The organism is Thermococcus barophilus MP (assembly GCF_000151105.2).
GTDB classification, from domain to species: domain Archaea; phylum Methanobacteriota_B; class Thermococci; order Thermococcales; family Thermococcaceae; genus Thermococcus_B; species Thermococcus_B barophilus.
In genome coordinates this window covers 887,058-911,123 of record NC_014804.1, presented here as the reverse complement: position 1 = coordinate 911,123, position 24,066 = coordinate 887,058, and the positions used below count along the sequence as shown (strand labels likewise).

Sequence of the window (24,066 nt, the reverse complement as noted above, 5' to 3'; positions counted from 1 at the left end):
TCACATGGGAGGTGTCAGAATGGTAATCACGTTAGTTGGTGAAAAGTTGGCTAAACCTGGTGTTGAATTCATTTATTACGGCCCAGCTGACCCATGCAAAACCTGTAGGCTCGCAAGGGTCTGCGTTGGGAACTTGGAGCCGGGAAGGAGATACAAAGTGGTGCGAGTAAGGAACATAGAGCACTCCTGCCCCCTTCATGAAGGAAAAGTCAGAGTTGTTGAGGTCGTTGAGCCTTCCATAGAGGTGGCAATAGAGCCAAGGCTTGCAATAGTTGGTTCAAAGATTAGAATTAACTTCGTTGAATGCGATGACCCAGAAAAGAAGGATGTAATCAGACCAGAAGGACTTTTTGAGGGTGATGCTGTTAAAATCCTTGAAATTGTTGGTGAAATCGAGTGCAACGGTAAAAAATACAAAGTGGTCAAAGTTATGAGGGAAAAAGAGTAGTTCCCTTTTCTATTTTTCTTTTTCCACAAAAACCATGAACTCTTTTCCAAGCGCTTTTATCTTGTAACCCCTTACTTCTCCATCAAGAAGGCGTTTGATGCTTCTGAATAAAAATTCCCTCTTTCTAAACAGCTCTTGGGCTTCTTCCACATTTATTGCTTTGAATCTTAACTTTCCTCCCGCTCTTGTTTGGGCAACTTTTGGCACATCAACTCTTGCAACTACCCCAATTTTTGCGTAGCCTCCCGTTGTCTGTCTGTCGGCGAGCATGATTATTGGCTTTCCGTTGGCTGGAACCTGAATAGCTCCCAAGGGGATTGCATCGGTGATTATGTCTGCCCCTTTTTCGGAGTGTTCTATCTCTGGACCTTCTAAGCGGTAACCCATTCTATCTGAATTTGGCGTGACTTCATAAGTTGAGCTTAGAAAAGTTTCAATGCCTTTTTCTGTGAAATGCTCGAGCTGAGGGCCTAGAATCACTCTAATTTCACTTTCGTTTGAGTAGCGCGGGATTAATGGTTCTGGCAGAACTCTCCCTTCCTTCCCTGCCAGAATTGCATATCCAAGCTTGAGCTTATCTCCCTGTTTGAGCGGTTTTCCAAGCTTTGCCCTCAAATAAGTTGAGCAGCTTCCAAGGATTTTATCACATAAAATTCCACCAGCGAATGCTATATATCCATAAACACCGCTCTTTAGGAGTCCTATCTCAAGAACGTCTCCCCGCTTGGCCCAGTGGCTCTGCCAAGGTTCAATTGGAATTCCATTTAACCTTACATCAACATCTCCAGCAACTGCAAAAACTGCTGAGGAGTGGAATCTTATAGTGGGACCTTTTAAGACAAATTCGATTAAAGAGGCGTTGTCATGATTCCCAACGAGGTAGTTAGCCAAGCGCGCACTCACTTCGTCCATGACTCCGCTAACGGGGATTCCAAACTTCTGGTAGCCGTATCTTCCAAGGTCTTGTATTGTAGTGAGGGAGGGGACATTAACGAGCTCAATCATTTCTGCTCGCCCCCATGGAGTTCCCAAAACTCTTCCTCACTTATCGGTACGAACTTGACGTAATCACCCGGCTGTAACAGAGTTGGTGGATCTTTCTCTGGAGTGAAAAGTCTCAGAGGTGTTCTTCCAATTAAACGCCATCCGCCGGGGCTTTCTATGGGATAAATGCCCGTCTGCTTTCCAGCTATGCCGACGCTCCCTGCCGGCACTTTCAAGCGTGGCTTTTTTAGGCGAGGAGTTGCAATTCTCTCGTCCATTCCTCCAAGATAAGCAAATCCCGGCGTAAATCCGAGCATATAAACTCTGTAGAGCGGTTTTGAGTGAATTTCGATGACGTCATCAATAGTTAAGCCATTATATTGAGCCACAAACTCAATATCTGGCCCAAACTCTCCACCATAAGCTGTAGGAATTTCTACAATCCTTGGCTTTTCCTCTTTTGGTTCCACTGAGAGGAATGGCTTAATGGCATCGAGGGCTTCTTGATAGCTGAGCTTGAGCGGGTCATAATACACATAGATGCTTGTATAGGTGGGAACAACTTCAATAAGCCAATCTGGAGAGGATTTTTCTATGGCACTGGCAACTGCATGGACTTTTTTGTTAATCCCCTCGTCTATTCTATCCCCGAAAATAATAACTAAAGCAGAATCTCCGGCTGGTTTGAACTGCATAGAATCACCTGTAGTCTGGTTTTAGAATTTTTAAACCCTCAACTTTTTCAAAATGTTTTGTATTGTAAGTTACTATTGTTAATCCATTGTGAATTGCAGTTGCAGCGATCAACGCATCAGCCAGGCCAATTTGATAATCCCTTCTTATTGCTCCTCCCAGAATGGCAATTTCTTGGGTTAGGGGCACTACTTCAAAATGTGACAAAAATCGGAGAATTTTTTCATGTTTTACTGGATCTCTTGTCTCCTTCCCTGAGAATATTTCTGCCATACTGATAACTGAGAGAAAGAGCCCTTCTTTTGATAAGTCCAATAGGAATTCCTTTGATCCCTTAACGCCTCTAAGGATGTCAATTATTATATCGGTGTCAACAAGATGCATTTCTATCCCACTCTTTTCTCAGTTCTCTGACATCAATACCCTCGCTGAGTATTCCAAATACTTCCTCCAAATCCCTTTCAAAATCCTTGATTATCATCAGTTTAACCTTCTTTGGAGCTTTGACTTTCTTTAGAGGTCTAAACACTCCATTTTCATAAACTGCCTCTATTATCCCCATCTTCTTCCCTCCATTTCCTATTATTGTTGATGCTTAAATAACCTTTCTCATCGGCACAATCTTGACTCCCTCTTCCTCTAAGCGCTTTCTGATGTATGCTGTAATCTCGAGGGCTTTTGGATTGTCACCATGGACGCAAATTGTATCGGCTTTAAGCTCAACCCACTCACCGTTGATTGCTTTAACGCCCCCATCCTTGACCATTGAAATTACCCTCTCTGCTATAAGCTCCTTGTCGTGAATTACCGCACCTTCCCTGCTCCTTGGAACCAAGGTTCCATCAGGGTTGTATGCCCTGTCAGCAAAGACCTCGTGAGCAACTCTAAGCCCCATCTCCTCGGCAATCTCTAAGGGTTTTGAGAGTGATAATCCTACAAAAATCAGCTTTTTGTCAAAATCTGCTATTCCCTCAAGAACTCCCCTTGCAAGCTCTTCATCTTTGACCAGAGCATTATAAAGAGCTCCATGGGGTTTAACATGCTGTAGAGTTAAGCCTTCTGCTTTAACAAACGCATACAAAGCTCCAATTTGGTAGAGAATATAGTTCCTCGCTTCCTCTCTTGTTATCTTCATGTATCTCCTACCAAAGCCTATAAGGTCTGGATAGCCCGGGTGAGCACCCACCTCAACATTGTTTTCTTTTGCAAGCTTTACGGTTTTTCTCATTACCAATGGATCTCCAGCGTGCCAGCCGCATGCAACGTTGGCTGATGTGACGTATTTCATAACTTCCTCGTCCATGCCGAGTTTGTACCTCCCGAAGCTTTCGCCGAGGTCAGAATTGAGGTCAACTTTCATAAGCATCACCATAGTACTCTAACCTTTACAAACTTAAAAGCTTTTTTCGAGGTGATGTACTTCAGCTTTATCGTCACATCATGTTTTACGTTTCTAAATATACAGATAAAAAACATTCACGCTTACTACCAAATTATGAAAACATTTATCACAATAGCTGAAATTAAGCTAATCGCCTTTAAAAATAATTTGACGAAAACTATATATTTGCCAAGTATATACATTTACAAATGAAAAGGTACGGAGGTGCCTTCATGCCCGCATCAATTGTTTTTCTCTGGTTCGGAATTCCAGCAGTGTACGTGGCTTTGGCTTTAGTATATTTCCTCTTTAGCAAAGACGAGGAGGGATCATAATGGACATTGTGGTAGTCTCCTTTGTGATTTATCTCGTGGCAATGATTGCAATAGGAATCCTTACATACAGGATAGGAAGTGAATCAATAGAAGGGTATTTTCTTGGGAAAAGACGCTTTGGACCATTCACAATCGCATTAACACATCAAGCAACGGCAATGAGCGGATACATGTTCCAGGGAATGCCAGGGAAAGGATATTCTCTGGGTTTCGGTAGCGTGTGGGTGCCAATGGCAAGTGCAGGTGGCCCATTAGTTAACTTCACAATACTGGGCAAAAGACTTAGACGCTTTACTGAGAAAGTTGGAGCTATAACAATACCAGATTTTCTTGAAGCAAGATACTATGACAGAAGCCATTCGGTTAGAATCATATCAGTGGCGATAATTTTCATATTCCTCACGGCTTACACTGCAGCTCAAACCGTTGCCATGGGAAGGACGCTCGAATTTTTAACAGGTATTCCATACAAATGGGGAGCAATAATTGGTGCACTTACAGTTTTGATATATGTTCTCCTTGGTGGATTTGCAGCGGCAGTATATACCGATGTTGTCCAAGCAGTTTTAATGTTCATTGGTGCTGTTGTTGTTCCAGGACTTGCAATAGCGAAAATTGGAGGATTTACAATTATGTACAACAAACTGAATGCAATTGATCCCAAGCTCACCAACGTCTGGGTAGCTCCAGTCACTTTGCTTGGATTCCTTGCAATAGGTTATCTTGGTTATCTTGGGCAGCCTCAACTTCATGTGAGATTTATGGCAATTAAGGATTCAAAAATGTTAAAATATTCTCTTCTTGCAGCAGTTGTTTGGGCAGTAATAGCCCTCTATGGCGTAACTCTTGGTGGTGTCGCTGCAAGAGTCTTAATACCAAATATAAAGCCCGAACTTTCATTAATGGCACTAACAAAGGAAATGTTGCCTCCAGTCTTTGCAGGAATTCTCATAGCAGCAATGGCTGCGGCAATAATGTCAAGTGCGAACTCCTACCTATTAGTTGTAGCATCTGCACTGGCGAGAGATATCTATAACAAGATGATAAATCCAGAGGCTGACCAAGAAAAGCTCGTCTGGATAAGCAGAATATCTGTCCTTGTAGTAAGCTTGCTGTCAATCTATTTGGCACTTGGGGCAACAGAAACAGTATTCAAGCTTGTTCTCTATGCATGGGCTGGTTTAGCATGTTCATTTGGCCCTGTTGTTATCTTAGGACTTTATTGGAAGAGAGCCACAAAGGAGGGAGCAATTGCTGGTATGATTGTTGGTGCACTTACAGTTATCGCATGGAAGCAGGCAGGCCTGAGCTGGCATCCATGGTACGAGATGATACCAGGTTTCGTGTTCTCAATGATTGCAATAATAGTAGTCAGCCTGCTTACTAAAGAGCCACCAAAGGAAATACAAGAAATTGTAGAGTATGCAGCGGGCAAGAAAGTTGTAATAAAAGGAGGAGCAGCTACTCCAGAGCTTAAGACCTTGGCAGGAATCGTTGACGAGCTCTTCTGATTTTCTTTTTCCTTTATTTTCTTTCATGTCCTTCATATGGCAGAACTTCTATTTCCTCTCCAGTTATACTGTCCATTAAAAAGTATTTGTTTTCCTCTTTTCTTGCCCAGAACAGCTTATATGTAAAGGCTTTCTGAGTTAACTGATAGGTGAATTTTAAGTATGCATATTTTCTGAACAAGAGTGCCTCAGCTCGGTCCTTTGCAATTTCTTCACTTTTTTCATCGCTTATTTGAGGCTCAAGAATTTTAGCTTTATTATCGATGACATGGATTTCTTCAATTTCAGGAAATATATCTGCGAGATAACCTTTCTGGTTTATTCCATCCACTAAAACGATAATGTTTCCCTTTATATCGCCAAATATCCGTCTTTTTACAACATAAGAAAAAACGTATATCCAGACGGGATAGTACACTTCCTTTACTTTTTCTTGATTCTCAGGAATGTAGAGGGGTTTTATTCTTGTAATTTTCATAAACCTGCACCCCATTAAAAGCCTATGATAGATAAAGCTTTAACCCTAACGTTGAACTTTTATCATGCTCATCATTGATGCTGCAATATTCATCCAAGGAATCGATGTCGAAGGATACACAACCCCTAAGGTGATTGAAGAAGTTAAAGACCCGGAGTCAAAGCTTTTTTTGGAGAGTTTGATCAGCGCTGGCAAGGTAAAAGTTTTGGTGCCTTCAAAGGAGAGCATTGAGGTTATTAAGACGAAAGCCCTCGAGACAGGAGAATTGGATGAGCTGAGTGAAGCAGATATTGAAGTTCTTGCCCTCGCTTATGAGCTAAAAGCTGTCCTTTTTACTGATGACTATAACCTCCAGAATATTGCTAAAACTCTTGGAATAAGATTTAAAACGCTCAAGAGAGGCATAAGGAAGGTAATTCGCTGGGGATATGTATGCATTGGATGCAACAAGAAATTTAAACGCGAGCCGCCAGGGGGCATCTGCCCTGACTGCGGGAGTCCTGTTAGATTGCTCCCAAGAAGGAAGAGCAGAAAAAAGACTAAGAAATCTTAATCGTCTTGATCTCAAAGGGCTCCAGCTTAACTTTTCTACCAACATTTCCAAGTTCCTTGAGCTCAATCATGTCCATTTCGATACCTTCCCTTGGCAGTTCAACCTCGAACTCTTCTTTTGATGGATTATACAGCCTTAAGATGTATCCATTTCCATCTTCTGCTTTCTTCAACGCTCCAACTACTGCGTCCGTCCTCATAAAACTGAACTCCTTAGCTTTTCTTTTAACTCTCTCTGCCTTGACAACCCTGAGCTTTGACCAAACTTCCAGTGCCCTCTTGTAGACCTCCCCCTCAAACCAATCTCCCTTGTGAGGATAGATGTAATATGTAAATTCACCCTCTCCTAAGTCGCTCCATGGATTTGGGTAAATTGGCGACTTGAGCAGGCTGAGCCCAATCTTTGAGTCCCAGTTTGTATAGCCATGCCTTGACGTGCAGATTATAGCGACTCCATAATCACCATCGCAGACATCTGCCCACCTCAAAGCTGGAACCTCAAATTTGGCCTGCTCCCAAGGAGTGTTTCTTACCGCTGGTCTTTCTATTACACCATAGGGAATATCATAGAATGAGCTCCAGTTGTGTGTGTTGAAGTTGAACCATGCCTTGAGCAGAATTTCCTTGTCCCTCCAGTCGACTTTAGTCTCAAACTCCAATAATTTTGATTCCTTGCGGAGCTTTATGAACTGAGTTACTCTTGAGTTGCCATAGCCTTTGACCACTTTGATGACCGCAATTAATGGACTCTGGTAAACCACCTTAGCTTTTTCGAGTGTTTTGAGTTTCTCACCCTGAATCAGGAAGTCCTCATTTATATCCCAGGCATCCCACATACCTGGCGTATCTATATGGGCCATCAAGACGTTGCTGGTGCTTCTTAATGCCTCCCTCTTATTCTCTTTGTCATAGAGAGAAATCAACTCTCCATCCTTGTTTATAACCGCTCTTAGACACTCGTTTTCGAGTATTATTTTATCCCTTTCCTCTCTAACCTTAACCCCCTCCTTAGCTTCAATAGGCTCAAAGGCTTTCCAGCCCAGAGGTGGAGCCTCAAGGAGGTAGTATTCTCCATTAACCTCAACTACCTCTCTCCTCTCCCAAGGCAGGTCATTAAAGACTAAATCATTGCCTTCCCTCTCAGCAATTCTCTCCAATACACTGTGAATTATTTCCTCTGCTTCCCTGATTACCTTCTTTAAGTCCGCAATAGCCTCATCATAAACTTCCCTTATTGAGGAACCAGGAAGAACATCATGGAACTGATGCAACAGAACCCTCTTCCAGAGTTTTTCAAGCTCTTCTTTTGGGTATTCAACAAGTCCAAGAATTTCAGCTATTGAGCTCCAGATTTCAGCACTTCTCAAAACTGATTCAGCATCAGCCATGTACTTCTTCATCTTAAGGTTTGTGGTGTATGTCCCTCTGTGTACCTCAACGTAAAGTTCGCCTTCCCATGTAGGCATATTATCAATGCATGATTTGAGCTCTGCTACATATTCATCCTCATATCCTTTGACTATCCTTGGGATGTGGGGCACTTTGTTCATGTGCTTCATCATCTCAACCATTTCCCAAGTAATTCCTCCACCACCGTCACCATATCCGTAAGCATAAAGCAGGAAGGGAACTTCATATTTGTTTTTATAGCGCTTCCACTGCTTGTAGAGGCTTTTAGCAGTCATTGAAGACTTGTAGCTCATCATAATGTGAACAGGGATTTCTGTCCCATCAATTCCCTTCCATATGAAGGCATGATATGGAAACTCATTCCTTTCATTCCACAGGAGCTTATACGTAGCAAAAACTTCAATCCCGCTCTTCTTCATTATTTGGGGCAGGGAAGCAGAGAAGCCGAAGGTATCAGGAAGCCACCCTATCTTTGCTATTCTCCCGAATTTTTCAAGAAAGTATCTTTGGCCGTACAAGAACTGCCTCACGAGAGATTCACCGTCTATAAGCTGAACATCACTTTCAACCCACATTCCTCCAGCCAATATCCATTTTCCTTCTCTGACATACTTTTTAACTTTCTCAAAGAGTTCTTTGTCAAGTTCCTCAAGCCATTCATAGTACTGGGCTGAGCTTTGGATGTATGTTATTCCATATCTCCTCATGAGCCTCTCAATTGTCGAAAAAGTCCTCAGAATCTTCTGCTTTGTCTCTGAATATGGCCACAGCCAAGCAGCATCTATGTGAGAATGTGCGAAAGCATAAGCTTTGCCGATTTTTGGGAATATCCTTCTCAGTCTGGTAAGTGCATCTTCAAGCTCTTCGAGTATTCTATCAATTTCCTTTAGATAGTGTTCTCTTCTCGGCTTGGGAATATCTTCAATTTTTCCTTTCATAGCACCAATTCCATACACCGCGGAGAGAAACATGTAATCAGGTCTGACATCCCTTACATCAAAGCGCCCAATTTTGAGCTCTTTAATTCCTAAACCTCCATCATGAAGGAGCATCCTTAGGAGGGTTATCTGCTTAATATTTGGAACGCTCTTAACCCGAATAAGGATATCTGAGAGTTCCTTCATTAAAGCTTCTTTCAAATCTTCTTCCTGTATTACTTCAATGAAGCTCACTAAATCAAGAAGTCTTTGAGCTAAGACATAAGGTTCCCACATAATCCCAACGAGCATTGCATAATCAATTTTAATACGCCATTTGTGGTATCCAAACATGCTCAGTGGAGAAACTATGAGCTCAAGCTTATGCTTTCCAGGACGAATCGGTATGTAGGTGTGAACATCATCTATTGTTCCATATGCTGTTCCGTCAAGTTTTACTAAAGCATTTCCTTCCATAGAAACTTTTAGGAACCATTTAAGGCCATCGTTGGGAACTTCAATCTCTCTTGAAAAGACCACCAGTGTATTTGGCTCAGCTTCTCTCTGGAATGGTAGCTTTATGGTTTTTCCTTCAAATTTCCATCTCTCTATAAATTCGTATTTCCGGATAGAAGTAGCCATCAAATCAAATGCCTTTCTCTCAATCTCGGCTAACCCCATCATAGCTATCACACTCCCCGATAGAAGAAAATAGAGCGTCAGCGCTCATAGGGTTCTTCATCGCTCCGCTTAAATTTACTCATCATCCGCTATAATCTTATCGGATGTAGTATTCAATAAGTTTTCTAAGCTCAAAATTTGGCTCAACCTTTTTCCTTAAAAACCTTTTAAGTTGCGTGTTTTCAGCCAAAAGCCCGCTCAGCTCTATAGCCAAAATTTTGTTGTCTTCACTAACTCCATAGGCTTTATATCTGAGAGGTGCCCACTTCTTTTCAAGTTCATATACCTTTTTTTCAAGCTCTTGCACTTTTTTCTCAAGGTTCTGCACGTCTTCATTTGGGGTTTTAAATTCCCCAGTAAGGATTATCCTTAGGATGTAATCCTCACCAACCTTGTATCTTTCGCTGAGATCTTCTATTTTCTTCCAGAGGTCTTCATTAATCTCAACCTCAATTTTTCCAAATCCCCTTTCAGGTTTTATTTTCAAGCGCACGCTTTTTCTCCTCCAGTTCTTTTCTCAAAGCTGCATTTTCTTTTCTTAATTTTTCACTCATCTCACGCATGAACTCTTTATCTTTCAGAGCTTTTTCATAAAACATCTCTAAAGCCTCAAGTTGCTCTTCGATTTCTTTTAGCTTTTCCTCAAGCTTGGCTTTCTTTTCATTAAGGAAGGATTCTCGTTCAGCTTTTAGGGTTTCCTCAGCTTTTTCGAGATTTTCCTCGATTAATTTTATGATTCCCGTCTCGTCGAGCTTTTTAAGCTCTTTGAACTTCTCTTTTGGAAGGATTATTTCCATTGAGTTCACCTTTTTCGTTCCATTTCAGTTTTCCTGTCATAACATAAGATGTAGAATGCTAATAAGCTCTTCCACTTTCCATAGGGCTCTATAATTTCTCTCACGTCTTTTTCTTTTACTTCCTTAGTCCTCTTCCCAAAGATTTTGGCAATGCCCCTCCTCAGTCCCAAATCTCCAGCTGGATAAACATTCTTTCTGAGCCCATATAGGAGAAAAAGCTCAGCGCTCCACTTTCCAATCCCTCGGAATTTTGTAAGATATTTTATTGCTTCTTGTTCTGTAAACTGTTCGAGGCTTAAATCAAGCTTTCCTTTTAAATGGAGTTCAGTAAGTTCCTTAATGTACCCTGCTCTATATCCAAGTTTCGCTTTCTTTATCTCTTCAACACTCAGCTTTGCTATATTTTCTGGCTTTGGAAAAACATACAAGCTTCCAATTTTCCTGCCAGCTAGCTCGACTAAATTCCTAATAGTTCTCATGGCAAATTCAAAGCTGACTTGCTGTTGGGCTATTGTCTCGACCAGAGCTTGATACTTATAAGGAGCTGCTGGAACTGTTAACCCGTAAAATTCCTCAATAAGGAATGCAAACTTTGAATCTTGAATCTCGCCATAAAATCTCTCTAAATCAGTATTAAGTCCAAGAATGAATTTAATTTTCTCTTTTGCGTCCTTCTTTTCTTTGGATGAAAGATAATATGGCAGGTAAAAGTTTTCCCCATCAAAACCAACTATGCCATAATCTAAAGCCTGCCAGAATATTCCTCTCTCATATTTCCAAGTTTTGTTCTTTATCATCTCATGAGTTACTTTTTTGAGGTCTATCATTTCAACCATTGATCAAGTTTGACGGGATTTTCCTTTATATCCTTTAGGGTAGATACATAAAGGCGTTTTCCATCTTGAGAACGTTTGATCTCTAACTCACCCACTTCCTCCAAGAACAGCATAATCTCTTTAATTTCTCTGTCCTTTATTCCAAACTCTTTCCTTAGGAATTCCCAAAATGGTTCTTTATTCGAGTACTTTGCCGTGCCTCGTATAACCTTCCATGCGATTTTAATCTTCTCATACCCCCTAACAACCCTAAACTTCTTGATTTCCTCTCTCATAATCCATCAGTAAAAAATCTCGCTCCTTCCTTATTAGTTTTTTGAGATCCATCGTCTTCAATATAGATTTAAACGTTAGTGCGAAAATCTGAGAGAAAACTTTAATTAGGTTGAAGAAACAAATTTTATACAAGGTGGTGATAAATGCGAAAAGTCTTGCTGATCGTGGCATTATTCATCCTCCTAACACCTGCACTTGCCCAGGCTAAGACTGTTTATGTGGCTCAAATTAAGGGTCAAATAACCTCTTACACGTATGATCAATTTGATAGATACATAAGTGAGGCAGAAAGAGCTAATGCAAATGCCATAATCATCGAGCTTGATACCCCCGGAGGCAGAGGAGATGCTATGCAGAACATAATACAGAGGATCCAAACCGCAAAAGTCCCGGTAATAATATATGTTTATCCCTCTGGAGCCATGGCTGCTTCTGCTGGAACCTACATAGCATTGGGATCCCATTTAATAGCAATGGCACCGGGGACAGGTATCGGAGCATGCAGACCAATTCTCGGTTATTCTCAAAATGGGAGCATAATTGAGGCACCAGCTAAGATAACAAACTTTTATGTTGCGTACATTAAAAGTCTCGCTGAGGCAAGCGGAAGAAATGCAACAATCGCTGAAAAATTCATAACTGAGGATTTAAGCCTGACCCCTGAGGAAGCGCTGAAATATCATGTGATTGAAGTTATAGCATATGACTTAAATGACCTCCTTAACAAAGCTGATGGGATGAAAACCAAACTACCTGTTAACGGCAAATACGTGACACTTAGTCTAAAAGATGCTCAGGTAGTTTACCTAAGGCCAACATTCAAGGATCAGCTAATTACATACATAACTGATCCGGTGGTGGCATATGTGCTCTTGACCCTGGGGATATGGGCATTGATTCTGGGATTCTTAAGCCCAGGATGGCATGTTCCAGAAACTGCTGGGGCAATAATGATCGCTCTTGCCATAATCGGGTTGGGATATTTTGGATATAGAAGCGCCGGTCTTTTGCTAATATTCCTCGCAATCATCTTTTTCATAGCTGAGGCGTTAACTCCGACCTTCGGTCTCTTTACGGTTGCTGGTTTTATATCGTTTGTTATCGGAAGCATATTCCTATTCAGTGGAGGTGGTGGCGTGGATTATTTAGTAAGCAGAGAAGTCTACAGTCAGCTCAGGCTGGTGATAATAACGATAGGTATCCTGCTGGCAGTCTTCTTCGCGTTTGGAATGGCTGCAGTGATAAGGGCACACAGAAGAAAAGCACAGACAGGAAAAGAGGAGATGATAGGCCTTGAGGGAGAGGTCATTGAGCCCTTGGTTCCTGAAGGAATGATAAAGATTAGGGGCGAACTCTGGAAAGCGGTCAGCAAAACTGGGGAAGAAATAAACATTGGCAAGAAAGTCAGGGTTGTAGGAATGGAAGGGCTTAAGCTTATTGTTGTTAGAGAAAAAGAGAAAAATGTTGAAGAAGAAAGTAAAGGTGGTGAATGAAAAATGGTAAGCTTTATTGGTGGAAACTTTATCGTAACAGCAATTGTTTTGTTGTTTGTTTTGGTATTTTTGGGATCAGCACTGAAGATAGTCAAGGAATACGAAAGAGCAGTGATATTCCGTTTGGGACGGGTCGTTGGAGCAAGAGGTCCTGGTCTATTCTTCATAATCCCAATATTTGAAAAGGCAGTCATAGTGGACTTAAGAACTCAAGTTTTAGACGTTCCAGTGCAGGAGACAATAACTAAGGATAACGTTCCAGTTAGGGTTAATGCAGTCGTTTACTTTAGGGTAGTTGATCCAATTAAAGCCGTCACACAGGTTAAGAACTTCATCATGGCAACCTCCCAAATTGCCCAGACAACCTTGAGGAGTGTAATCGGTCAGGCACATCTGGACGAGCTTTTGAGTGAGAGGGAAAAACTGAACAGAGAATTGCAGAGAATTATAGACGAAGCAACTGATCCGTGGGGAATCAAAGTGACAACAGTTGAGATAAAAGATGTTGAGTTGCCGACTGGAATGCAGAGGGCAATGGCAAGACAGGCTGAAGCAGAGAGAGAAAGGAGAGCAAGGATAACACTTGCCGAAGCTGAGAGGCAGGCAGCAGAGAAGCTCAGAGAAGCCGCTGAGATAATTTCAGAACATCCAATGGCACTGCAATTGAGAACACTGCAGACAATCAGCGATGTCGCAAGCGATAAAAGCAATGTCATAGTTCTAACACTTCCTATGGAAATGCTCAAACTCTTCAGGAGTTTGGCCGATACATCAGAAGTTGTCAGAAAGAAGCTTGAGAAAGAAGCTGAAGAGCAAGAAAAAGCATGACTGTATCATGTAATGTCTTTCTCTTGTCTCTCTTTTGATATTTTTTTGTATTAATTCACAACTCTTTTCTGGGATTAGGTTTTTCAACCGTTATCTTAATATATGGGGGGTGCGAAAGGATAATGTAGCTTAGAAGCAGCATAAATGATTTCAGTGCACTACCTAATCATATTTCTCTGAGAAGAAGTCCAGGGGTTTCCATTGTAACATCCACAATAAAGGGAAAGCTATTTAATTACATGGCACATATAAGTAGGAAGGATTTAGTATCAACGGCAAAGATTGGGGGTGTAACCGTGGAAGGAAGATCAATTGTATTTGCTTCTGGTAAAGGAGGAACTGGTAAAACAACAGTGGTTGCGAACTTGGGTGTTGCTTTGGCACAATTTGGAAAGGAGGTTATAGTGATAGATGCAGATATTACAATGGCAAATCTGAGTCTTATTCTTGGAATGGAAGACATTCCAGTAACGTTGCATGATGTTCTGGCAAGAGAAGCCGATCTTAGAGATGCAATATATGAAGGACCTGCAGGAGTTAAGGTCATCCCAGGAGGATTAAGTCTGGAAAAAATTAAAAAAGCAAAGCCCGAAAGGCTGAGGGAATTAATTAGAGAGATATCTCAAATGGGAGATTTTATTCTCATTGATGCACCAGCCGGATTGGAGATTACGTCAGTTACAGCTTTGCTTATTGGTAAGGAATTGATAGTCGTTACAAATCCGGAAATCTCTGCTATTACCGATTCACTCAAAACAAAACTTGTTGCGGAGAAGCTTGGAACACTTCCACTCGGAGCTGTTCTCAATAGAGTTACCAACGAAAAAACTGAGCTCACGAAGGAAGAAATAGAAGCAATTCTTGAAGTACCTGTCCTGGCGATAATACCGGAAGATCCAGAAGTTAAGAGGGCATCGGCGTATGGAGTTCCATTAGTTGTTAAAAATCCCACCTCACCAGCAGCTATAGCCATTAAACAGTTGGCAGCAAAACTCGCTGGAATCAGATGGCAGCCACCTGAACCCGAAAGCCCCATTAAGAGAGTGTTTAGAGCACTCTTTGGGGGGAAGAGAAGATGAACGTAATAATTTACGGGATCATTGTTATTCTCTTGATGCTCAATATTGTACTGGCACTTCTTTATCTCTCAGTTAGAAGGAGCCCCTACTATGTGGTTTATGATGAAGAAACAAAGAATGCACTGAAAAGAAGGGTTCTCCATCTCAAAGAGGACTTAGAATCCGAACTTGTGGACTTTGATATTGCCGAATGGGAAAAGACTCTCGAAGAGTCAATTGAAGAGGAAATTAAAAATCTGTAGTCCATGTTTCTATTTTAGTTCTATTTTTCCTTTAAAATTTTTATAATTATGTAACTAAAAATTTTACGGCGTTAGTTTTAAAAATATGCTTTTGATATTATTACATATTGGAGGTGGGGCGCTATGAAAGTAAAACTGGTGTATCCTGAATATCAGATAGAGATAACAGAAAAAGAGGTGTATCTATTCAATGGCAGGCTTATAAGCGCCCCCCTCGATGAGGTGATATATTATGCATATGGAAAGGATGCCGTTCTTCCAGAAGAGTTAAAAAAAGTAGCACATGACGTGCTAAGGGCATTTACCCTCTTCTCAGCAGAATCAAACCTCTCAAAATTTGCATTGCCAAACTTTTCAAAGAGCATTACTGCTTAGAGCATGTCTTTGTTCCTTTACAGATTTTTGTGTCTATTCTTTTCAATAGCTTCAAAGTTTTTCATAAGTTAGTTAAAAATCTTTAAGTAGTGTTTTTTTCAATATGGAGTATTGCCAGCCTTTTGGAGGGAGGAGTATGAAAGCCAAGATAAAAATTCTCGATGTGTATACTGGGAGGTTTGTGGTTGTTATCAACGAGAAGGACGCTAAGAGAGTCAAATTGCATCCAGAAGATTTGGTTAAAATAGAAACCGGCAAGAAAACAGTGTATGGAGACGTTGTGATAAGTAACATGGTTGAAGAAGGAGAAATTGGACTGAGCAAGGATGTTCTTCAAGTGCACAGCTTTTCTCAGGGTGAAATTGTCAACATAGCCCCAGCGGGAACTCCAGAAAGCATACGCTACATAAAGAAGAAGATGCATGGAGCAAAGCTGAGAAAAGTTGAGATTGAGAGCATAATTAAAGATATTGTTGACAGAAAGCTCAGAGAAATTGAAATCAGCGCATTTGTCACTGCCCTTGAGGTCAATGGTCTTGATATGGATGAAATAGCATGGCTCACCGTTGCAATGGCGGAGACAGGTGATATGCTGGACATAGACAGAAAGCCGATTATGGACGTCCACAGCATTGGTGGAGTCCCAGGAAACAAGACAAACATTCTTGTTGTTCCAATTGTTGCCGCCGCTGGATTAACAATTCCAAAGACATCATCAAGGGCTATCACAAGTGCGGCAGGAACAGCTGATGTTGTTGAAGTGCTTACAAACGTCTCACTCAGCTTGGATGAGATTAAGAGAATCGTTGAAAAGATTGGAGCTTGCCTTGTGTGGGGAGGAGCATTGAACTTAGCCCCAGCTGATGACATAACAATTAAAGCAGAGAGAGCCCTAAGCATTGATCCAAGAGGATTAATGCTTGCAAGTATTATGTCAAAGAAGTATGCAATGGGTTCTCAGTACATTTTAATTGACATTCCAACCGGTAAGGGAGTCAAAGTTGAGACAATGGAAGAAGCAAGGTCATTAGCAAGAGACTTCATTGAGCTTGGAAAGAGATTGGGACAGTATGTTGAGGTTGCAATAACCTATGGTGGACAGCCAGTTGGACACACAGTTGGCCCAGCCCTTGAAGCCAAGGAAGCACTGCAGACACTTATGACCGGAAAAGGTCCTGGAAGCCTCGTTGAGAAGGCAACGGGTCTGGCTGGAATTCTCTTAGAAATGGGTGGTGTTGCACCAGCTGGAATGGGTAAGAAAATGGCAAGAGAGATTCTGGAGAGTGGAAAAGCGTATCAGAAGATGAGAGAAATCATTGAAGAACAGGGAGGAAATCCAGATATTAAACCAGAGGAAATCCCAATTGGGGACAAAACGTACACATTCACAGCACCAACAAGCGGATATATAACATTTATCGACAACAAAGCTATAACAGGAATTGCAAGGGCAGCTGGAGCACCGGAGGACAAGGGAGCTGGACTTGAACTTTATGTTAAAGTCGGAGAGAAAGTAAGGGAAGGTGATCCATTGTTCAAGATTTACGCAGAAAGTGAAGCAAGACTTGAGCAGGCAATTGTCTATGCAAGAAGAACAGAGCCAATAAGAATTGAAGGCATGGTTCTACAGCGAATAGGGAATATCTAACTTTCCTTTTCTTTTAATGCTTCCCATGTCTTTCGTACCAGCCCCACTCTTTTTTTGGCCCGAAAGCTCTGACACCTTTCTTGACAAGGGTAATCCTCAAGTCCTTGGCCATCTCATGAGTTATCTCACCTCTTTCCTCAAGCCAGTTAATAATCTCTAAAGCTTCTTCATCGGTTTCACACCTTCTTAAGAAATCAATTACTGTAGGATTATATCCTGAAAAGTCTATCTTCTCCTCTTCAAGCTCCTCCTCTTCGAGAACTTGAAATTCATCTACGCGGTAACCTTCGATAACAATACCTTCCCTTTCTTCAAGCTCTTCAGCTAAGGCGGGGAATTTTTCTCTAAACTCCTCCTTATCATATTCTTGCCAAGCAAATTCATCCACAGGTTTCTTCTTTTTCTTATCCATTAATTCCACCTAATAATGGGTTGGAGGTTGGTTTATAAAACCTTCTTTGCAAGGTGGTATTATGAGAGGTTCATATTTCTTAGTCATTAAAGTCGAAAGAGACATGATTGTACGAACCAAAAGAAAAGAGTTCCCCCTTAAAGCAGGGTATTATGTTTATGTAGGCTCTGCAATGAATTCCCTTGAGAAAAGAGTTGAGCGACACTTTAGAAAAGATAAAAAGCTTCACTGGCATGTTGATTTTCTTCTTAAAGAAGCCAAGCTTCTGAGAGCTTACTTAATTCCAAGTGATGCAAAGATCGAAGAGGAACTCTCAATGGAGGTCTCTAAATTTGGAAAGCCCATTGAAGGATTTGGAGCAAGTGATTTAAGAATAGATTCAAATCTCCATTATTTCAAAGATGAACCGGATAAAATCTTAACCAGTATTCTCCAAAGATTGGGGCTGAAGTGGAAAAGTGTTAAAAGCCCCAATGAAGTTAGAGAATTGGAGGGAGAAAAATGAAGCTCAGGTTTGGAAGGGTTGAATCATACATTCACGAAAAGCTTGAAAAAGAAAAGCTGCATTTTGTTTTGCTTGATCCGGATGATGTCTCACCAGAAGAAGCTTCAAAAATAGCTCAGATGTGTGAAGAAGTTGGAGTAGATGCAGTGATGGTAGGGGGCTCGACTGGCGCTGAAGGTGAGGTTCTTGATGAAGTGGTCAAAGCAATAAAAGAAAGCTCTTCTCTGCCCGTAATACTCTTTCCTGGCTCACATGGTGGGATTACAAAGTATGCTGATGCAATTTTCTTTATGAGCCTTCTCAATTCAAGAAATCCCTTTTTTATTACGGGTGCTCAGGCTTTAGGTGCCTTTACCGTAAAAAGATATAGAATTGAGCCGATTCCCATGGCATATCTCATCATAGAGCCTGGTGAAACTGTTGGCTGGGTTGGGGATGCAAAACCAATTCCCAGACACAAGCCAAAGATAGCAGCAGCCTATGCTTTAGCTGGTCAATATTTGGGGATGAGATTGGTATATCTTGAGGCTGGGAGCGGTGCACCAGAGCATGTTCCAAATGACATGATCAGAGCTGTCAAGAGCGTTATTGATGTTCCACTCATCGTTGGGGGTGGGATAAGGACTTATGAAGACGCCAGAGAGGTTGCTCAGAGCGGGGCGGATATTATTGTTACTGGGACAGCTATTGAAAAGGCTGGTTCTTTGGAAGAAGCAAGAAAGAGGCTTGAAAGTTTAATCAAGGGGATTAAGGGCTGAGTCTATTTACCACAAAACTTTTCTTTTACCGTTTCGATATTTATCTTGGTGATGAAAATGAAAGCCTTTATCTCCATAGATTTAGAGGGTATGCCCTTTGTCGTCAGCAGAGAGCATCTCTTTGTTAAAGGGGCATTATATAATGAAGCAAGAAAGATAGCAACCAAAACAACGTTGATTGCCGCAGAAGCACTTCATGAAAAAGGTTTTGATGAGATTATCATAGCGGACAGTCACGGCCCTATGGTCAACCTCTTAGTTGAAGAACTGCCGGAATATGTTGAACTTGTGAGAGGATTTCCAAGGCCCTTAAGTATGGTGGCTTTTGCTAAAGAAAGCGACATTGCAATGTTTTTAGGTTATCATGCAAAAGCTGGAACTCCTTATGCAACCTTTGATCACACTTACAGCGGTGCGGCAGTTGATTATTTCGAGATAAACGGAGTTAAAGTGAGTGAGTTTTTGCTCAACAGCTACCTCTTGGGCGAATGGGACATTCCAGTTGTTCTTGTTGGTGGAGATGCAAAGCTGATTGAGGGCGACGTTAAGGAATTTACCCCCTGGGCTGAGGGCGTTGTGTTTAAAAATGCTTTATCAAGATACGCAGCCAAAAGCCCAAGCTTAGCGAGGCTTGAAAAGGAGATAAGGGAAGCAGTTGATAGAGCTGTTGAAAAGTTTAAGCGTGGAGAAGCTAAACCGCTAAAAACAGAAAAACCAGTGAAAGCTAAGCTTCGCTTCTTGGGAAGTGAGATGGCAGATGCAGCTGAGCTTTTGCCCACTGTGAAGAGACTTGATGGAAAAACTGTGGAGTTTGAAGCAAAGAATGTAGAAGAGACATACAAGCTCTTTGAGCTTTTAGTGTTTGCAGCGGCGGGGGTTAGAGCAATAGTTCAGCGTTAAGCCTCAGCCAAGACTTTGAAGCTTATTTTTCCTTCTTTTATGATCCTCTTTAAGTCTTGAAGAAGTTTTTGAACGTTTTCAGTCTCAACTTCCATCCTTATTTCACTTATTCCAGAGGCCGTGGGCGGGAAGAAATGTATATCCTTAATCTTACCCCTAACCCGATCACATAATCTGCTTAGAACTTTCCCTCTTTTGTCATATGGTAACCTGATGTCTAATTCAACGATTTTCATGCATATCACCACTTTATTTTAAGAAAAAAGCCATATATAACCTTTTTCATAAGCCATGATTATTACCCTCCCTTATGAATATTCCCAGTGGTTATGAAAAAAGCTTAAGTTTGAATGTGAGGAACTTATAATGCCCCGGGCAACCGTGGGGAATGAGCACGGAGGCGAGCTGTGAGTTCCCTCCGCTCCCCCGGGGCACATTTTCAGCCCTTTGCTTCGCATGTTGGGACTTTGTCCCAACACGTCGGGAAGCTTCGCTTCCCACGAAGCGCTGGCGGAAATATTCAAACTGCCTAAGTGACATATTTTAAGATTGCATTCGAGTTTCAGTAGGATTTATTTTGTTTGAAGTTACTTATTGGCACCATTTTTAGGTAGAGTTTCTGAAAGCTGATGCCCTTTGTGCATCTAAAAATGTGGACTCAATTAAGGACTTCTAATTGGGGTGAAATTCATCGTAAGCCCGCTACACTAAGAGAAATGCACTGAAGTTCTATCTCTTTTGGAGCTACTTAGACATTTTGATCAAACGCTACTCCTCCTCCAAGTACGGGGCTGTTATTACTCTTCTAATCTCCCTTGCTATTTTCTCTCCAATGCCTTCGACTTCCATGAGCTCGTTTTCTTTTGCTGTGAAAACCCTTTCAACGCTTCCAAAATGCCTAAGCAAACGCTTTGCTAAAGTTGCTGAGACATAGGGCAAGCCTTCAACTATTAGCCTCTGCCTATCTGCCAAAGTCAACGCCTTCTTCTCGCTCCTTACAGCAACTTCCTTTTTCCTCTCCTCTTGCTCTCTCTTTGCGATTAAGTAGATGAACTGTGCTGTCTCCTTAGCATCAGTAGAAAATAGGATTGGCACGCCCCAATCAATGGTTACGGCAGCTAAAGCCCCTCTAATTGCATTGGGATGAACATTCCTAATCCCATAAAGCTGCCCCTCAATGATTATCACAGGCCTCGCATATGCCTCTGTTAACCTTTTCACTTGGTCAAAGAGACGACCGTCAATTATAGATTGAATGAAATCATTCGCTGACTTTCTCTCAACAGCTACATCCTCACTAACTATGTAATCACCGACATCCAGAGTTTTGACTTCAATGTGAGCTCCAAGTTCCTTAAGATACTTAGGCACTTGACTCTTCAGCTCGCGGGAATCAACATAGATAACAATTCCTTTAGGCTTTTTCACAAAAATTGGCCTAACTGGAAGTTTCCCATAAACCTCCTCCTTTGAAACTTCGGCTTTCCGCTGTTCTTTCTCTTCTTCAGCAGTAATCTCCTCTTTTTCTTCCTCCTTTTTAGGCTTGACAAATCCCAAAAGGGAGGCTTGTTTTTCTTTTTTAATCATCTCACTCACCTTCTTAAGGACGGCAATCATTTGCTTTTCTTTGTGTCTTGAACTCCAGTAGTATGCTTCGTCCCTCGTCCCTTTTGCCATTAAAATCACAACTCTGCCAGGCTTGTGCCTTCCGGTTCTTCCTCTTCTTTGTATGCTCCTGATTGCTGAGGGTACTGGTTCGTAGAACACAACCAAATCCACTTCTGGAACATCCAAACCCTCTTCACCAACACTTGTGGCCACCAGAACGTTGAATATCCCTTGAGAGAAGAGGTCAAGAATTTCTTTCTGTTTCTTCTGGCTCATTCCCCTGTCATTCTCTCTGCTTGCTTGTCCAACGAAGCGTGAAACTTTAATCCCCATATCAACTAACTCTTTAACTATTTTCTTTGCAGTGTCTCTATAGTTCGTGAAAACGATTATTTTTGAGTTTGGTTTTTTCTCAAGCTGCTCTTTGATGAGTTCTTTTAGCTTGTCCATTTTTGGATGATCCAACCCCAAATCTCTGGCTTGAATTAGAAGCGATACTGCCTTCTTCATTCTCGGATCACTCATGAGCTCTTTGTTTGATTTTGTCTGCCTCTCTTCGTAAAGCCTTTTTAGATATGCCCTTAGTGCTGTTAATCCCTGTGTCTCCAAAAGCTCAATGGCATGGTGGAGTTTCATAGCTTTAGCTTGATGTAGCATGAGCTTTCCAATTTCATAATTACCTTTTGCAACTTCAGCATTGATTATTTGCCCCGCTTTGAGGACGTCCTTCTTTGGTATGTCTGGAGAGTAGGAATCAACCAAGCCAGCTTCAGCCAAAGGTTTTAGGGTATCTTTAAGCATTTCCCTCAGGAGCTTTCGAACTTCCTTGTAAATCCCGGGCAGTTCAACTTTAATCCACTCAAATCTGATACCTTGGACATAAGGTCTAACATCTGGAGAGCTTTCAGTTCTCACTTCGACATGCTCAATGTACAAATTTTTTAGAACTTGTCTTATTTTTTCCTCATCATTACCTGGTGAGGCGGTTAGACCCAAAATGAGGGGATGCTTTGCCTGCTGCATGTATTCTTTGGCAATGTAAACATATGCATAGTTTCCAACAGCCCTATGGGCTTCATCAAATACAAGCAGAACGACATCTTCTAAGCTTATTCTCCCAACAAGGAGATCATTTTCAGTCGTCTGGGGAGTTGCCGTGATTATTATGCTCCTCTCCCAGATTTTGGCTCGTTGCTCCGGTGGAAGCTCACCAGTTAAAACGTTGATTTTTTCGGGTGGCAGGTTAAAAAGCCTAACGAAGCTTTCTCTGTGCTGAAGAGCAAGAGGCTTTGTAGGGGCGAGCATTAAAACCTTTCCACCGTATTTTGACAGTCTATAATCAGCAATCATCATTGCAATGAGTGTTTTTCCTAAACCAGTTGGAAGAACAATTAAGCTATTCTTATCCTTACACTTGGCATAGATGACTTCCTGATAGACACGAGGTTGGATTAAATCTCTCCGTAAATACATGGCTATCTCAATTATCTTCTCTTCCTGTGTTTATAAACCAGTATGTTAGGTCAACCGAAAAGCTTTTAAGATTTTGTGCATATGCACAAAATAGAAAATTGGGAGGTGGTGAGCATGGTGAGTATGAAAATTGCAGTTCCAAGCTCAGCTAATGGGGGATTAGAGGACACAATTGCACCAGTTTTTGCAAGAGCTCCAGTTTTCACCATAATTGAGGTTGAAAATGACGAAATCAAGAACGTAAAAACGATTCAGAATCCAGCAGTTAGTGCTCCCAGTGGAGCAGGTCCAATGGCTGTGCAAATGCTCATAAATGAGGGAGTTGATGCAGTTATTGTTCCCCAGCTTGGTCCAAACGCTTTAGGGGCAATCCAAGCAGCGGGAATCAAGGTTTACACGTTCCCACCAGGAATACCAATTAGAGAAGCCGTTGAGAGCGTGATTAAGGGCGCTCTTCAGACGGTTCAGCCTCCATACCCCGTTCCCTCAGCACTAACCTACGGACCAGCTTACCCAATTCCAGCTTATGGCTTTGGCTACGGTTGGGGTAGAGGAAGAGGTTGGAGCAGAGGAGGGTGGAGAGGAAGAGGCTGGGGTGCTCGCTTAGGATACTGCCCGTGGACAGGAATGCCCAGCAGGAGAGCACTTAGGTGGCTTTATGGCTGGTGGTGATTTCCTATTTTTCCATTTTGAGGTGATAAAATGCCGAGATGGATAAGCGGAGGCTATGAGAGGGGACGTAGAAGAAGCTTCTGGGGCTTTAGAAGATTTAGCGGATTCTTTGGAATCGTAGACCTTTTGTTCATAGTTGCAATACTGTACGTCTTAATTAAGCTGTTCCTTGTTGCAGCGCCGTATGTGATAGCCCTGGTAGTTCTGCTTCTGCTGAGGGATCTTTTAAGACCGAGAATGTGGTTTTGATCTGTTTTTGCATATGCAAAACTTTTTAAGTTAGGCTGTCCTAATTTGGAGCGGAGGTGAGAATATGAGAATTGTTGTAGCAACCATAAAAGGCGGACTGAATGACTTTGTAAGCCAAGCCTTTGGGAGAGCTCCAACATTCACGATTGTTGATGTTAACGAGGAAGGGAACATAATAAACGTTCAGGCGGTTCAAAATCCCGCTTACAGTGCTCCAAGAGCTGCTGGTATTCAGGCAGCCCAGTTTTGTATAAATGAAGGTGCAGATGTTGTTATAGCTGGGCAGTTTGGTCCAAATTCCTCACAAGTTCTTCAAGCTGCGGGCATAAAGTTTGTCTCAGCACCACCAACTATGACAGTCGAACAAGCTGTTCAGGCTTATCTCAGAGGAGAATTGACACAGCCAATTCTTGGAGCTGAAGGCAGTGGAATTGGTCCAAGAAGAGGCATGGGGAGAGGTCGAGGAAAAGGGATGGGACGTGGTGTGGACGACTGGTGAAACAAGCTTTTCTCTTTCTTTGGCAT

30 protein-coding genes are annotated in these 24,066 nt (G+C 41.8%); 16 read left to right on the top strand and 14 right to left on the bottom strand.

The window, feature by feature from the left end:
* Nucleotides 1-19: 19 nt before the first annotated feature.
* Complete coding sequence (locus tag TERMP_RS05205) at nt 20-448, top strand: UPF0179 family protein (RefSeq protein ID WP_013467317.1); 429 nt, start codon at nt 20-22, stop codon at nt 446-448.
* A 9-nt stretch (nt 449-457) separates the two neighbouring features.
* Here the strand turns inward: TERMP_RS05205 and TERMP_RS05200 are convergent, their stop codons facing one another.
* From TERMP_RS05200 to TERMP_RS05180, 5 genes are read right to left on the bottom strand one after another with little or no spacing between them, the layout of a single operon-like run.
* Nucleotides 458-1,453, bottom strand: coding sequence for a 5-oxoprolinase subunit C family protein (locus tag TERMP_RS05200; RefSeq protein ID WP_013467316.1), 996 nt, complete (start codon nt 1,451-1,453; stop codon nt 458-460).
* On the bottom strand, nt 1,450-2,127 hold the full coding sequence (pxpB, locus tag TERMP_RS05195) for a 5-oxoprolinase subunit PxpB (RefSeq protein WP_013467315.1): 678 nt from the start codon (nt 2,125-2,127) through the stop codon (nt 1,450-1,452). The genes TERMP_RS05200 and pxpB overlap by 4 nt, the downstream gene beginning before the upstream one ends.
* Nucleotides 2,128-2,131: 4 nt before the next feature.
* Entirely contained in the window at nt 2,132-2,509 is a 378-nt protein-coding gene (locus TERMP_RS05190) for a type II toxin-antitoxin system VapC family toxin (RefSeq protein WP_013467314.1), read from the bottom strand.
* Nucleotides 2,496-2,687 carry an antitoxin AF2212-like protein gene (locus TERMP_RS05185; protein ID WP_013467313.1) on the bottom strand — a complete coding sequence of 64 codons (192 nt, stop codon included), beginning with the start codon at nt 2,685-2,687 and terminating at the stop codon, nt 2,496-2,498. Before TERMP_RS05185 ends, TERMP_RS05190 begins: the two co-directional genes overlap by 14 nt.
* A gap of 33 nt (nt 2,688-2,720) precedes the next feature.
* The gene (locus TERMP_RS05180) at nt 2,721-3,485 is read right to left on the bottom strand and encodes a LamB/YcsF family protein (protein WP_048159767.1); all 765 of its coding nucleotides are present in this window, start codon (nt 3,483-3,485) and stop codon (nt 2,721-2,723) included.
* A 230-nt stretch (nt 3,486-3,715) separates the two neighbouring features.
* Here TERMP_RS05180 and TERMP_RS11730 point away from each other — a divergent pair, with 230 nt between their 5' ends.
* Nucleotides 3,716-3,841 carry a hypothetical protein gene (locus TERMP_RS11730; protein ID WP_013467311.1) on the top strand — a complete coding sequence of 42 codons (126 nt, stop codon included), beginning with the start codon at nt 3,716-3,718 and terminating at the stop codon, nt 3,839-3,841.
* Nucleotides 3,841-5,352, top strand: coding sequence for a sodium/proline symporter (locus tag TERMP_RS05175; RefSeq protein ID WP_013467310.1), 1,512 nt, complete (start codon nt 3,841-3,843; stop codon nt 5,350-5,352). Before TERMP_RS11730 ends, TERMP_RS05175 begins: the two co-directional genes overlap by 1 nt.
* 13 nt (nt 5,353-5,365) lie before the next feature.
* Here the strand turns inward: TERMP_RS05175 and TERMP_RS05170 are convergent, their stop codons facing one another.
* Nucleotides 5,366-5,830: a hypothetical protein gene (locus TERMP_RS05170; protein WP_013467309.1), complete on the bottom strand. Its 465-nt coding sequence runs from the start codon at nt 5,828-5,830 to the stop codon at nt 5,366-5,368.
* Nucleotides 5,831-5,894: 64 nt separating this feature from the next.
* Here TERMP_RS05170 and TERMP_RS05165 point away from each other — a divergent pair, with 64 nt between their 5' ends.
* Complete coding sequence (locus TERMP_RS05165; protein WP_013467308.1) at nt 5,895-6,383, top strand: type II toxin-antitoxin system VapC family toxin; 489 nt, start codon at nt 5,895-5,897, stop codon at nt 6,381-6,383.
* Here the strand turns inward: TERMP_RS05165 and TERMP_RS05160 are convergent.
* The 5 genes from TERMP_RS05160 to TERMP_RS05140 form a co-directional block, all read right to left on the bottom strand.
* Nucleotides 6,370-9,393, bottom strand: coding sequence for an alpha-mannosidase (locus TERMP_RS05160; RefSeq protein ID WP_013467307.1), 3,024 nt, complete (start codon nt 9,391-9,393; stop codon nt 6,370-6,372). The two genes, TERMP_RS05165 and TERMP_RS05160, sit on opposite strands and share 14 nt — an antisense overlap.
* Before the next feature lie 94 nt (nt 9,394-9,487).
* Complete coding sequence (locus TERMP_RS05155; protein ID WP_013467306.1) at nt 9,488-9,883, bottom strand: hypothetical protein; 396 nt, start codon at nt 9,881-9,883, stop codon at nt 9,488-9,490.
* Entirely contained in the window at nt 9,861-10,187 is a 327-nt protein-coding gene (locus TERMP_RS05150; RefSeq protein ID WP_013467305.1) for a hypothetical protein, read from the bottom strand. Before TERMP_RS05150 ends, TERMP_RS05155 begins: the two co-directional genes overlap by 23 nt.
* Before the next feature lie 5 nt (nt 10,188-10,192).
* On the bottom strand, nt 10,193-11,014 hold the full coding sequence (locus TERMP_RS05145; protein ID WP_013467304.1) for a DNA-3-methyladenine glycosylase family protein: 822 nt from the start codon (nt 11,012-11,014) through the stop codon (nt 10,193-10,195).
* Nucleotides 11,011-11,298 (bottom strand): hypothetical protein, encoded by a 288-nt coding sequence (locus TERMP_RS05140; protein ID WP_013467303.1) that lies wholly within the window; start codon nt 11,296-11,298, stop codon nt 11,011-11,013. Before TERMP_RS05140 ends, TERMP_RS05145 begins: the two co-directional genes overlap by 4 nt.
* A gap of 144 nt (nt 11,299-11,442) precedes the next feature.
* Here TERMP_RS05140 and TERMP_RS05130 point away from each other — a divergent pair, with 144 nt between their 5' ends.
* The 6 genes from TERMP_RS05130 to TERMP_RS05105 all read left to right on the top strand — a co-directional run bounded on the left by TERMP_RS05130 (nt 11,443) and on the right by TERMP_RS05105 (nt 16,964).
* Entirely contained in the window at nt 11,443-12,792 is a 1,350-nt protein-coding gene (locus TERMP_RS05130) for an NfeD family protein (protein WP_013467302.1), read from the top strand.
* Nucleotides 12,793-12,795: 3 nt separating this feature from the next.
* The gene (locus tag TERMP_RS05125; RefSeq protein WP_013467301.1) at nt 12,796-13,620 is read left to right on the top strand and encodes a slipin family protein; all 825 of its coding nucleotides are present in this window, start codon (nt 12,796-12,798) and stop codon (nt 13,618-13,620) included.
* A 296-nt stretch (nt 13,621-13,916) separates the two neighbouring features.
* Nucleotides 13,917-14,699, top strand: a complete 783-nt coding sequence (gene minD, locus TERMP_RS05120; RefSeq protein WP_013467300.1) for a septum site-determining protein MinD — start codon at nt 13,917-13,919, stop codon at nt 14,697-14,699.
* Nucleotides 14,696-14,941: a hypothetical protein gene (locus tag TERMP_RS05115; protein WP_013467299.1), complete on the top strand. Its 246-nt coding sequence runs from the start codon at nt 14,696-14,698 to the stop codon at nt 14,939-14,941. The genes minD and TERMP_RS05115 overlap by 4 nt, the downstream gene beginning before the upstream one ends.
* 123 nt (nt 14,942-15,064) lie before the next feature.
* Entirely contained in the window at nt 15,065-15,316 is a 252-nt protein-coding gene (locus TERMP_RS05110) for a hypothetical protein (RefSeq protein WP_013467298.1), read from the top strand.
* Nucleotides 15,317-15,452: 136 nt separating this feature from the next.
* On the top strand, nt 15,453-16,964 hold the full coding sequence (locus TERMP_RS05105) for an AMP phosphorylase (protein ID WP_048159765.1): 1,512 nt from the start codon (nt 15,453-15,455) through the stop codon (nt 16,962-16,964).
* A gap of 13 nt (nt 16,965-16,977) precedes the next feature.
* Here the strand turns inward: TERMP_RS05105 and TERMP_RS05100 are convergent, their stop codons facing one another.
* Nucleotides 16,978-17,376: a DUF2095 family protein gene (locus TERMP_RS05100; RefSeq protein ID WP_013467296.1), complete on the bottom strand. Its 399-nt coding sequence runs from the start codon at nt 17,374-17,376 to the stop codon at nt 16,978-16,980.
* A 61-nt stretch (nt 17,377-17,437) separates the two neighbouring features.
* On the opposite strand from TERMP_RS05100, the gene TERMP_RS05095 reads away from it, so the two are divergent.
* From TERMP_RS05095 to TERMP_RS05085, 3 genes are read left to right on the top strand one after another with little or no spacing between them, the layout of a single operon-like run.
* On the top strand, nt 17,438-17,881 hold the full coding sequence (locus tag TERMP_RS05095) for a GIY-YIG nuclease family protein (protein ID WP_013467295.1): 444 nt from the start codon (nt 17,438-17,440) through the stop codon (nt 17,879-17,881).
* Nucleotides 17,878-18,639, top strand: a complete 762-nt coding sequence (locus TERMP_RS05090; protein ID WP_013467294.1) for a geranylgeranylglyceryl/heptaprenylglyceryl phosphate synthase — start codon at nt 17,878-17,880, stop codon at nt 18,637-18,639. Before TERMP_RS05095 ends, TERMP_RS05090 begins: the two co-directional genes overlap by 4 nt.
* Nucleotides 18,640-18,696: 57 nt before the next feature.
* Nucleotides 18,697-19,539: a M55 family metallopeptidase gene (locus TERMP_RS05085; protein ID WP_013467293.1), complete on the top strand. Its 843-nt coding sequence runs from the start codon at nt 18,697-18,699 to the stop codon at nt 19,537-19,539.
* Here TERMP_RS05085 and TERMP_RS05080 read toward each other — a convergent pair.
* Together TERMP_RS05080 and TERMP_RS05075 are read right to left on the bottom strand one after the other, a co-directional pair.
* Nucleotides 19,536-19,775 (bottom strand): hypothetical protein, encoded by a 240-nt coding sequence (locus tag TERMP_RS05080; RefSeq protein WP_013467292.1) that lies wholly within the window; start codon nt 19,773-19,775, stop codon nt 19,536-19,538. The genes TERMP_RS05085 and TERMP_RS05080 overlap by 4 nt on opposite strands.
* Nucleotides 19,776-20,307: 532 nt before the next feature.
* Nucleotides 20,308-22,620 (bottom strand): DEAD/DEAH box helicase, encoded by a 2,313-nt coding sequence (locus TERMP_RS05075; RefSeq protein ID WP_013467291.1) that lies wholly within the window; start codon nt 22,618-22,620, stop codon nt 20,308-20,310.
* 123 nt (nt 22,621-22,743) lie between these two features.
* On the opposite strand from TERMP_RS05075, the gene TERMP_RS05070 reads away from it, so the two are divergent.
* The 3 genes from TERMP_RS05070 (at nt 22,744) to TERMP_RS05060 (ending at nt 24,040) form a co-directional block, all read left to right on the top strand.
* The gene (locus TERMP_RS05070; RefSeq protein WP_048159930.1) at nt 22,744-23,292 is read left to right on the top strand and encodes a NifB/NifX family molybdenum-iron cluster-binding protein; all 549 of its coding nucleotides are present in this window, start codon (nt 22,744-22,746) and stop codon (nt 23,290-23,292) included.
* A 30-nt stretch (nt 23,293-23,322) separates the two neighbouring features.
* Complete coding sequence (locus TERMP_RS05065; RefSeq protein ID WP_013467289.1) at nt 23,323-23,541, top strand: hypothetical protein; 219 nt, start codon at nt 23,323-23,325, stop codon at nt 23,539-23,541.
* A 64-nt stretch (nt 23,542-23,605) separates the two neighbouring features.
* Complete coding sequence (locus TERMP_RS05060; protein WP_013467288.1) at nt 23,606-24,040, top strand: NifB/NifX family molybdenum-iron cluster-binding protein; 435 nt, start codon at nt 23,606-23,608, stop codon at nt 24,038-24,040.
* Nucleotides 24,041-24,066: the final 26 nt, after the last annotated feature.

Bases quoted from the DNA above. Each gene is read 5' to 3' on its own strand.
- TERMP_RS05165 (WP_013467308.1), top strand. From the start codon at position 5,895: ATGCTCATCATTGATGCTGCAATATTCATCCAAGGAATCGATGTCGAA.
- TERMP_RS05060 (WP_013467288.1), top strand. From the start codon at position 23,606: ATGAGAATTGTTGTAGCAACCATAAAAGGCGGACTGAATGACTTTGTA.
- TERMP_RS05160 (WP_013467307.1), bottom strand. From the start codon at position 9,393: ATGATGGGGTTAGCCGAGATTGAGAGAAAGGCATTTGATTTGATGGCT.
- TERMP_RS05070 (WP_048159930.1), top strand. From the start codon at position 22,744: ATGAAAATTGCAGTTCCAAGCTCAGCTAATGGGGGATTAGAGGACACA.
- TERMP_RS05130 (WP_013467302.1), top strand. From the start codon at position 11,443: ATGCGAAAAGTCTTGCTGATCGTGGCATTATTCATCCTCCTAACACCT.
- TERMP_RS05065 (WP_013467289.1), top strand. From the start codon at position 23,323: ATGCCGAGATGGATAAGCGGAGGCTATGAGAGGGGACGTAGAAGAAGC.
- TERMP_RS05100 (WP_013467296.1), bottom strand. From the start codon at position 17,376: ATGGATAAGAAAAAGAAGAAACCTGTGGATGAATTTGCTTGGCAAGAA.
- TERMP_RS05145 (WP_013467304.1), bottom strand. From the start codon at position 11,014: ATGATAGACCTCAAAAAAGTAACTCATGAGATGATAAAGAACAAAACT.
- TERMP_RS05190 (WP_013467314.1), bottom strand. From the start codon at position 2,509: ATGCATCTTGTTGACACCGATATAATAATTGACATCCTTAGAGGCGTT.
- TERMP_RS05185 (WP_013467313.1), bottom strand. From the start codon at position 2,687: ATGGGGATAATAGAGGCAGTTTATGAAAATGGAGTGTTTAGACCTCTA.
- TERMP_RS05095 (WP_013467295.1), top strand. From the start codon at position 17,438: ATGAGAGGTTCATATTTCTTAGTCATTAAAGTCGAAAGAGACATGATT.
- TERMP_RS05170 (WP_013467309.1), bottom strand. From the start codon at position 5,830: ATGAAAATTACAAGAATAAAACCCCTCTACATTCCTGAGAATCAAGAA.
- TERMP_RS05090 (WP_013467294.1), top strand. From the start codon at position 17,878: ATGAAGCTCAGGTTTGGAAGGGTTGAATCATACATTCACGAAAAGCTT.
- TERMP_RS05105 (WP_048159765.1), top strand. From the start codon at position 15,453: ATGAAAGCCAAGATAAAAATTCTCGATGTGTATACTGGGAGGTTTGTG.
- TERMP_RS05140 (WP_013467303.1), bottom strand. From the start codon at position 11,298: ATGAGAGAGGAAATCAAGAAGTTTAGGGTTGTTAGGGGGTATGAGAAG.
- TERMP_RS05200 (WP_013467316.1), bottom strand. From the start codon at position 1,453: ATGATTGAGCTCGTTAATGTCCCCTCCCTCACTACAATACAAGACCTT.
- TERMP_RS05115 (WP_013467299.1), top strand. From the start codon at position 14,696: ATGAACGTAATAATTTACGGGATCATTGTTATTCTCTTGATGCTCAAT.
- TERMP_RS05110 (WP_013467298.1), top strand. From the start codon at position 15,065: ATGAAAGTAAAACTGGTGTATCCTGAATATCAGATAGAGATAACAGAA.
- TERMP_RS05175 (WP_013467310.1), top strand. From the start codon at position 3,841: ATGGACATTGTGGTAGTCTCCTTTGTGATTTATCTCGTGGCAATGATT.
- TERMP_RS05180 (WP_048159767.1), bottom strand. From the start codon at position 3,485: ATGAAAGTTGACCTCAATTCTGACCTCGGCGAAAGCTTCGGGAGGTAC.
- TERMP_RS05125 (WP_013467301.1), top strand. From the start codon at position 12,796: ATGGTAAGCTTTATTGGTGGAAACTTTATCGTAACAGCAATTGTTTTG.
- TERMP_RS05075 (WP_013467291.1), bottom strand. From the start codon at position 22,620: ATGTATTTACGGAGAGATTTAATCCAACCTCGTGTCTATCAGGAAGTC.
- TERMP_RS05150 (WP_013467305.1), bottom strand. From the start codon at position 10,187: ATGGAAATAATCCTTCCAAAAGAGAAGTTCAAAGAGCTTAAAAAGCTC.
- pxpB (WP_013467315.1), bottom strand. From the start codon at position 2,127: ATGCAGTTCAAACCAGCCGGAGATTCTGCTTTAGTTATTATTTTCGGG.
- TERMP_RS05205 (WP_013467317.1), top strand. From the start codon at position 20: ATGGTAATCACGTTAGTTGGTGAAAAGTTGGCTAAACCTGGTGTTGAA.
- TERMP_RS05080 (WP_013467292.1), bottom strand. From the start codon at position 19,775: ATGAAAATCGTTGAATTAGACATCAGGTTACCATATGACAAAAGAGGG.
- TERMP_RS11730 (WP_013467311.1), top strand. From the start codon at position 3,716: ATGAAAAGGTACGGAGGTGCCTTCATGCCCGCATCAATTGTTTTTCTC.
- TERMP_RS05085 (WP_013467293.1), top strand. From the start codon at position 18,697: ATGAAAGCCTTTATCTCCATAGATTTAGAGGGTATGCCCTTTGTCGTC.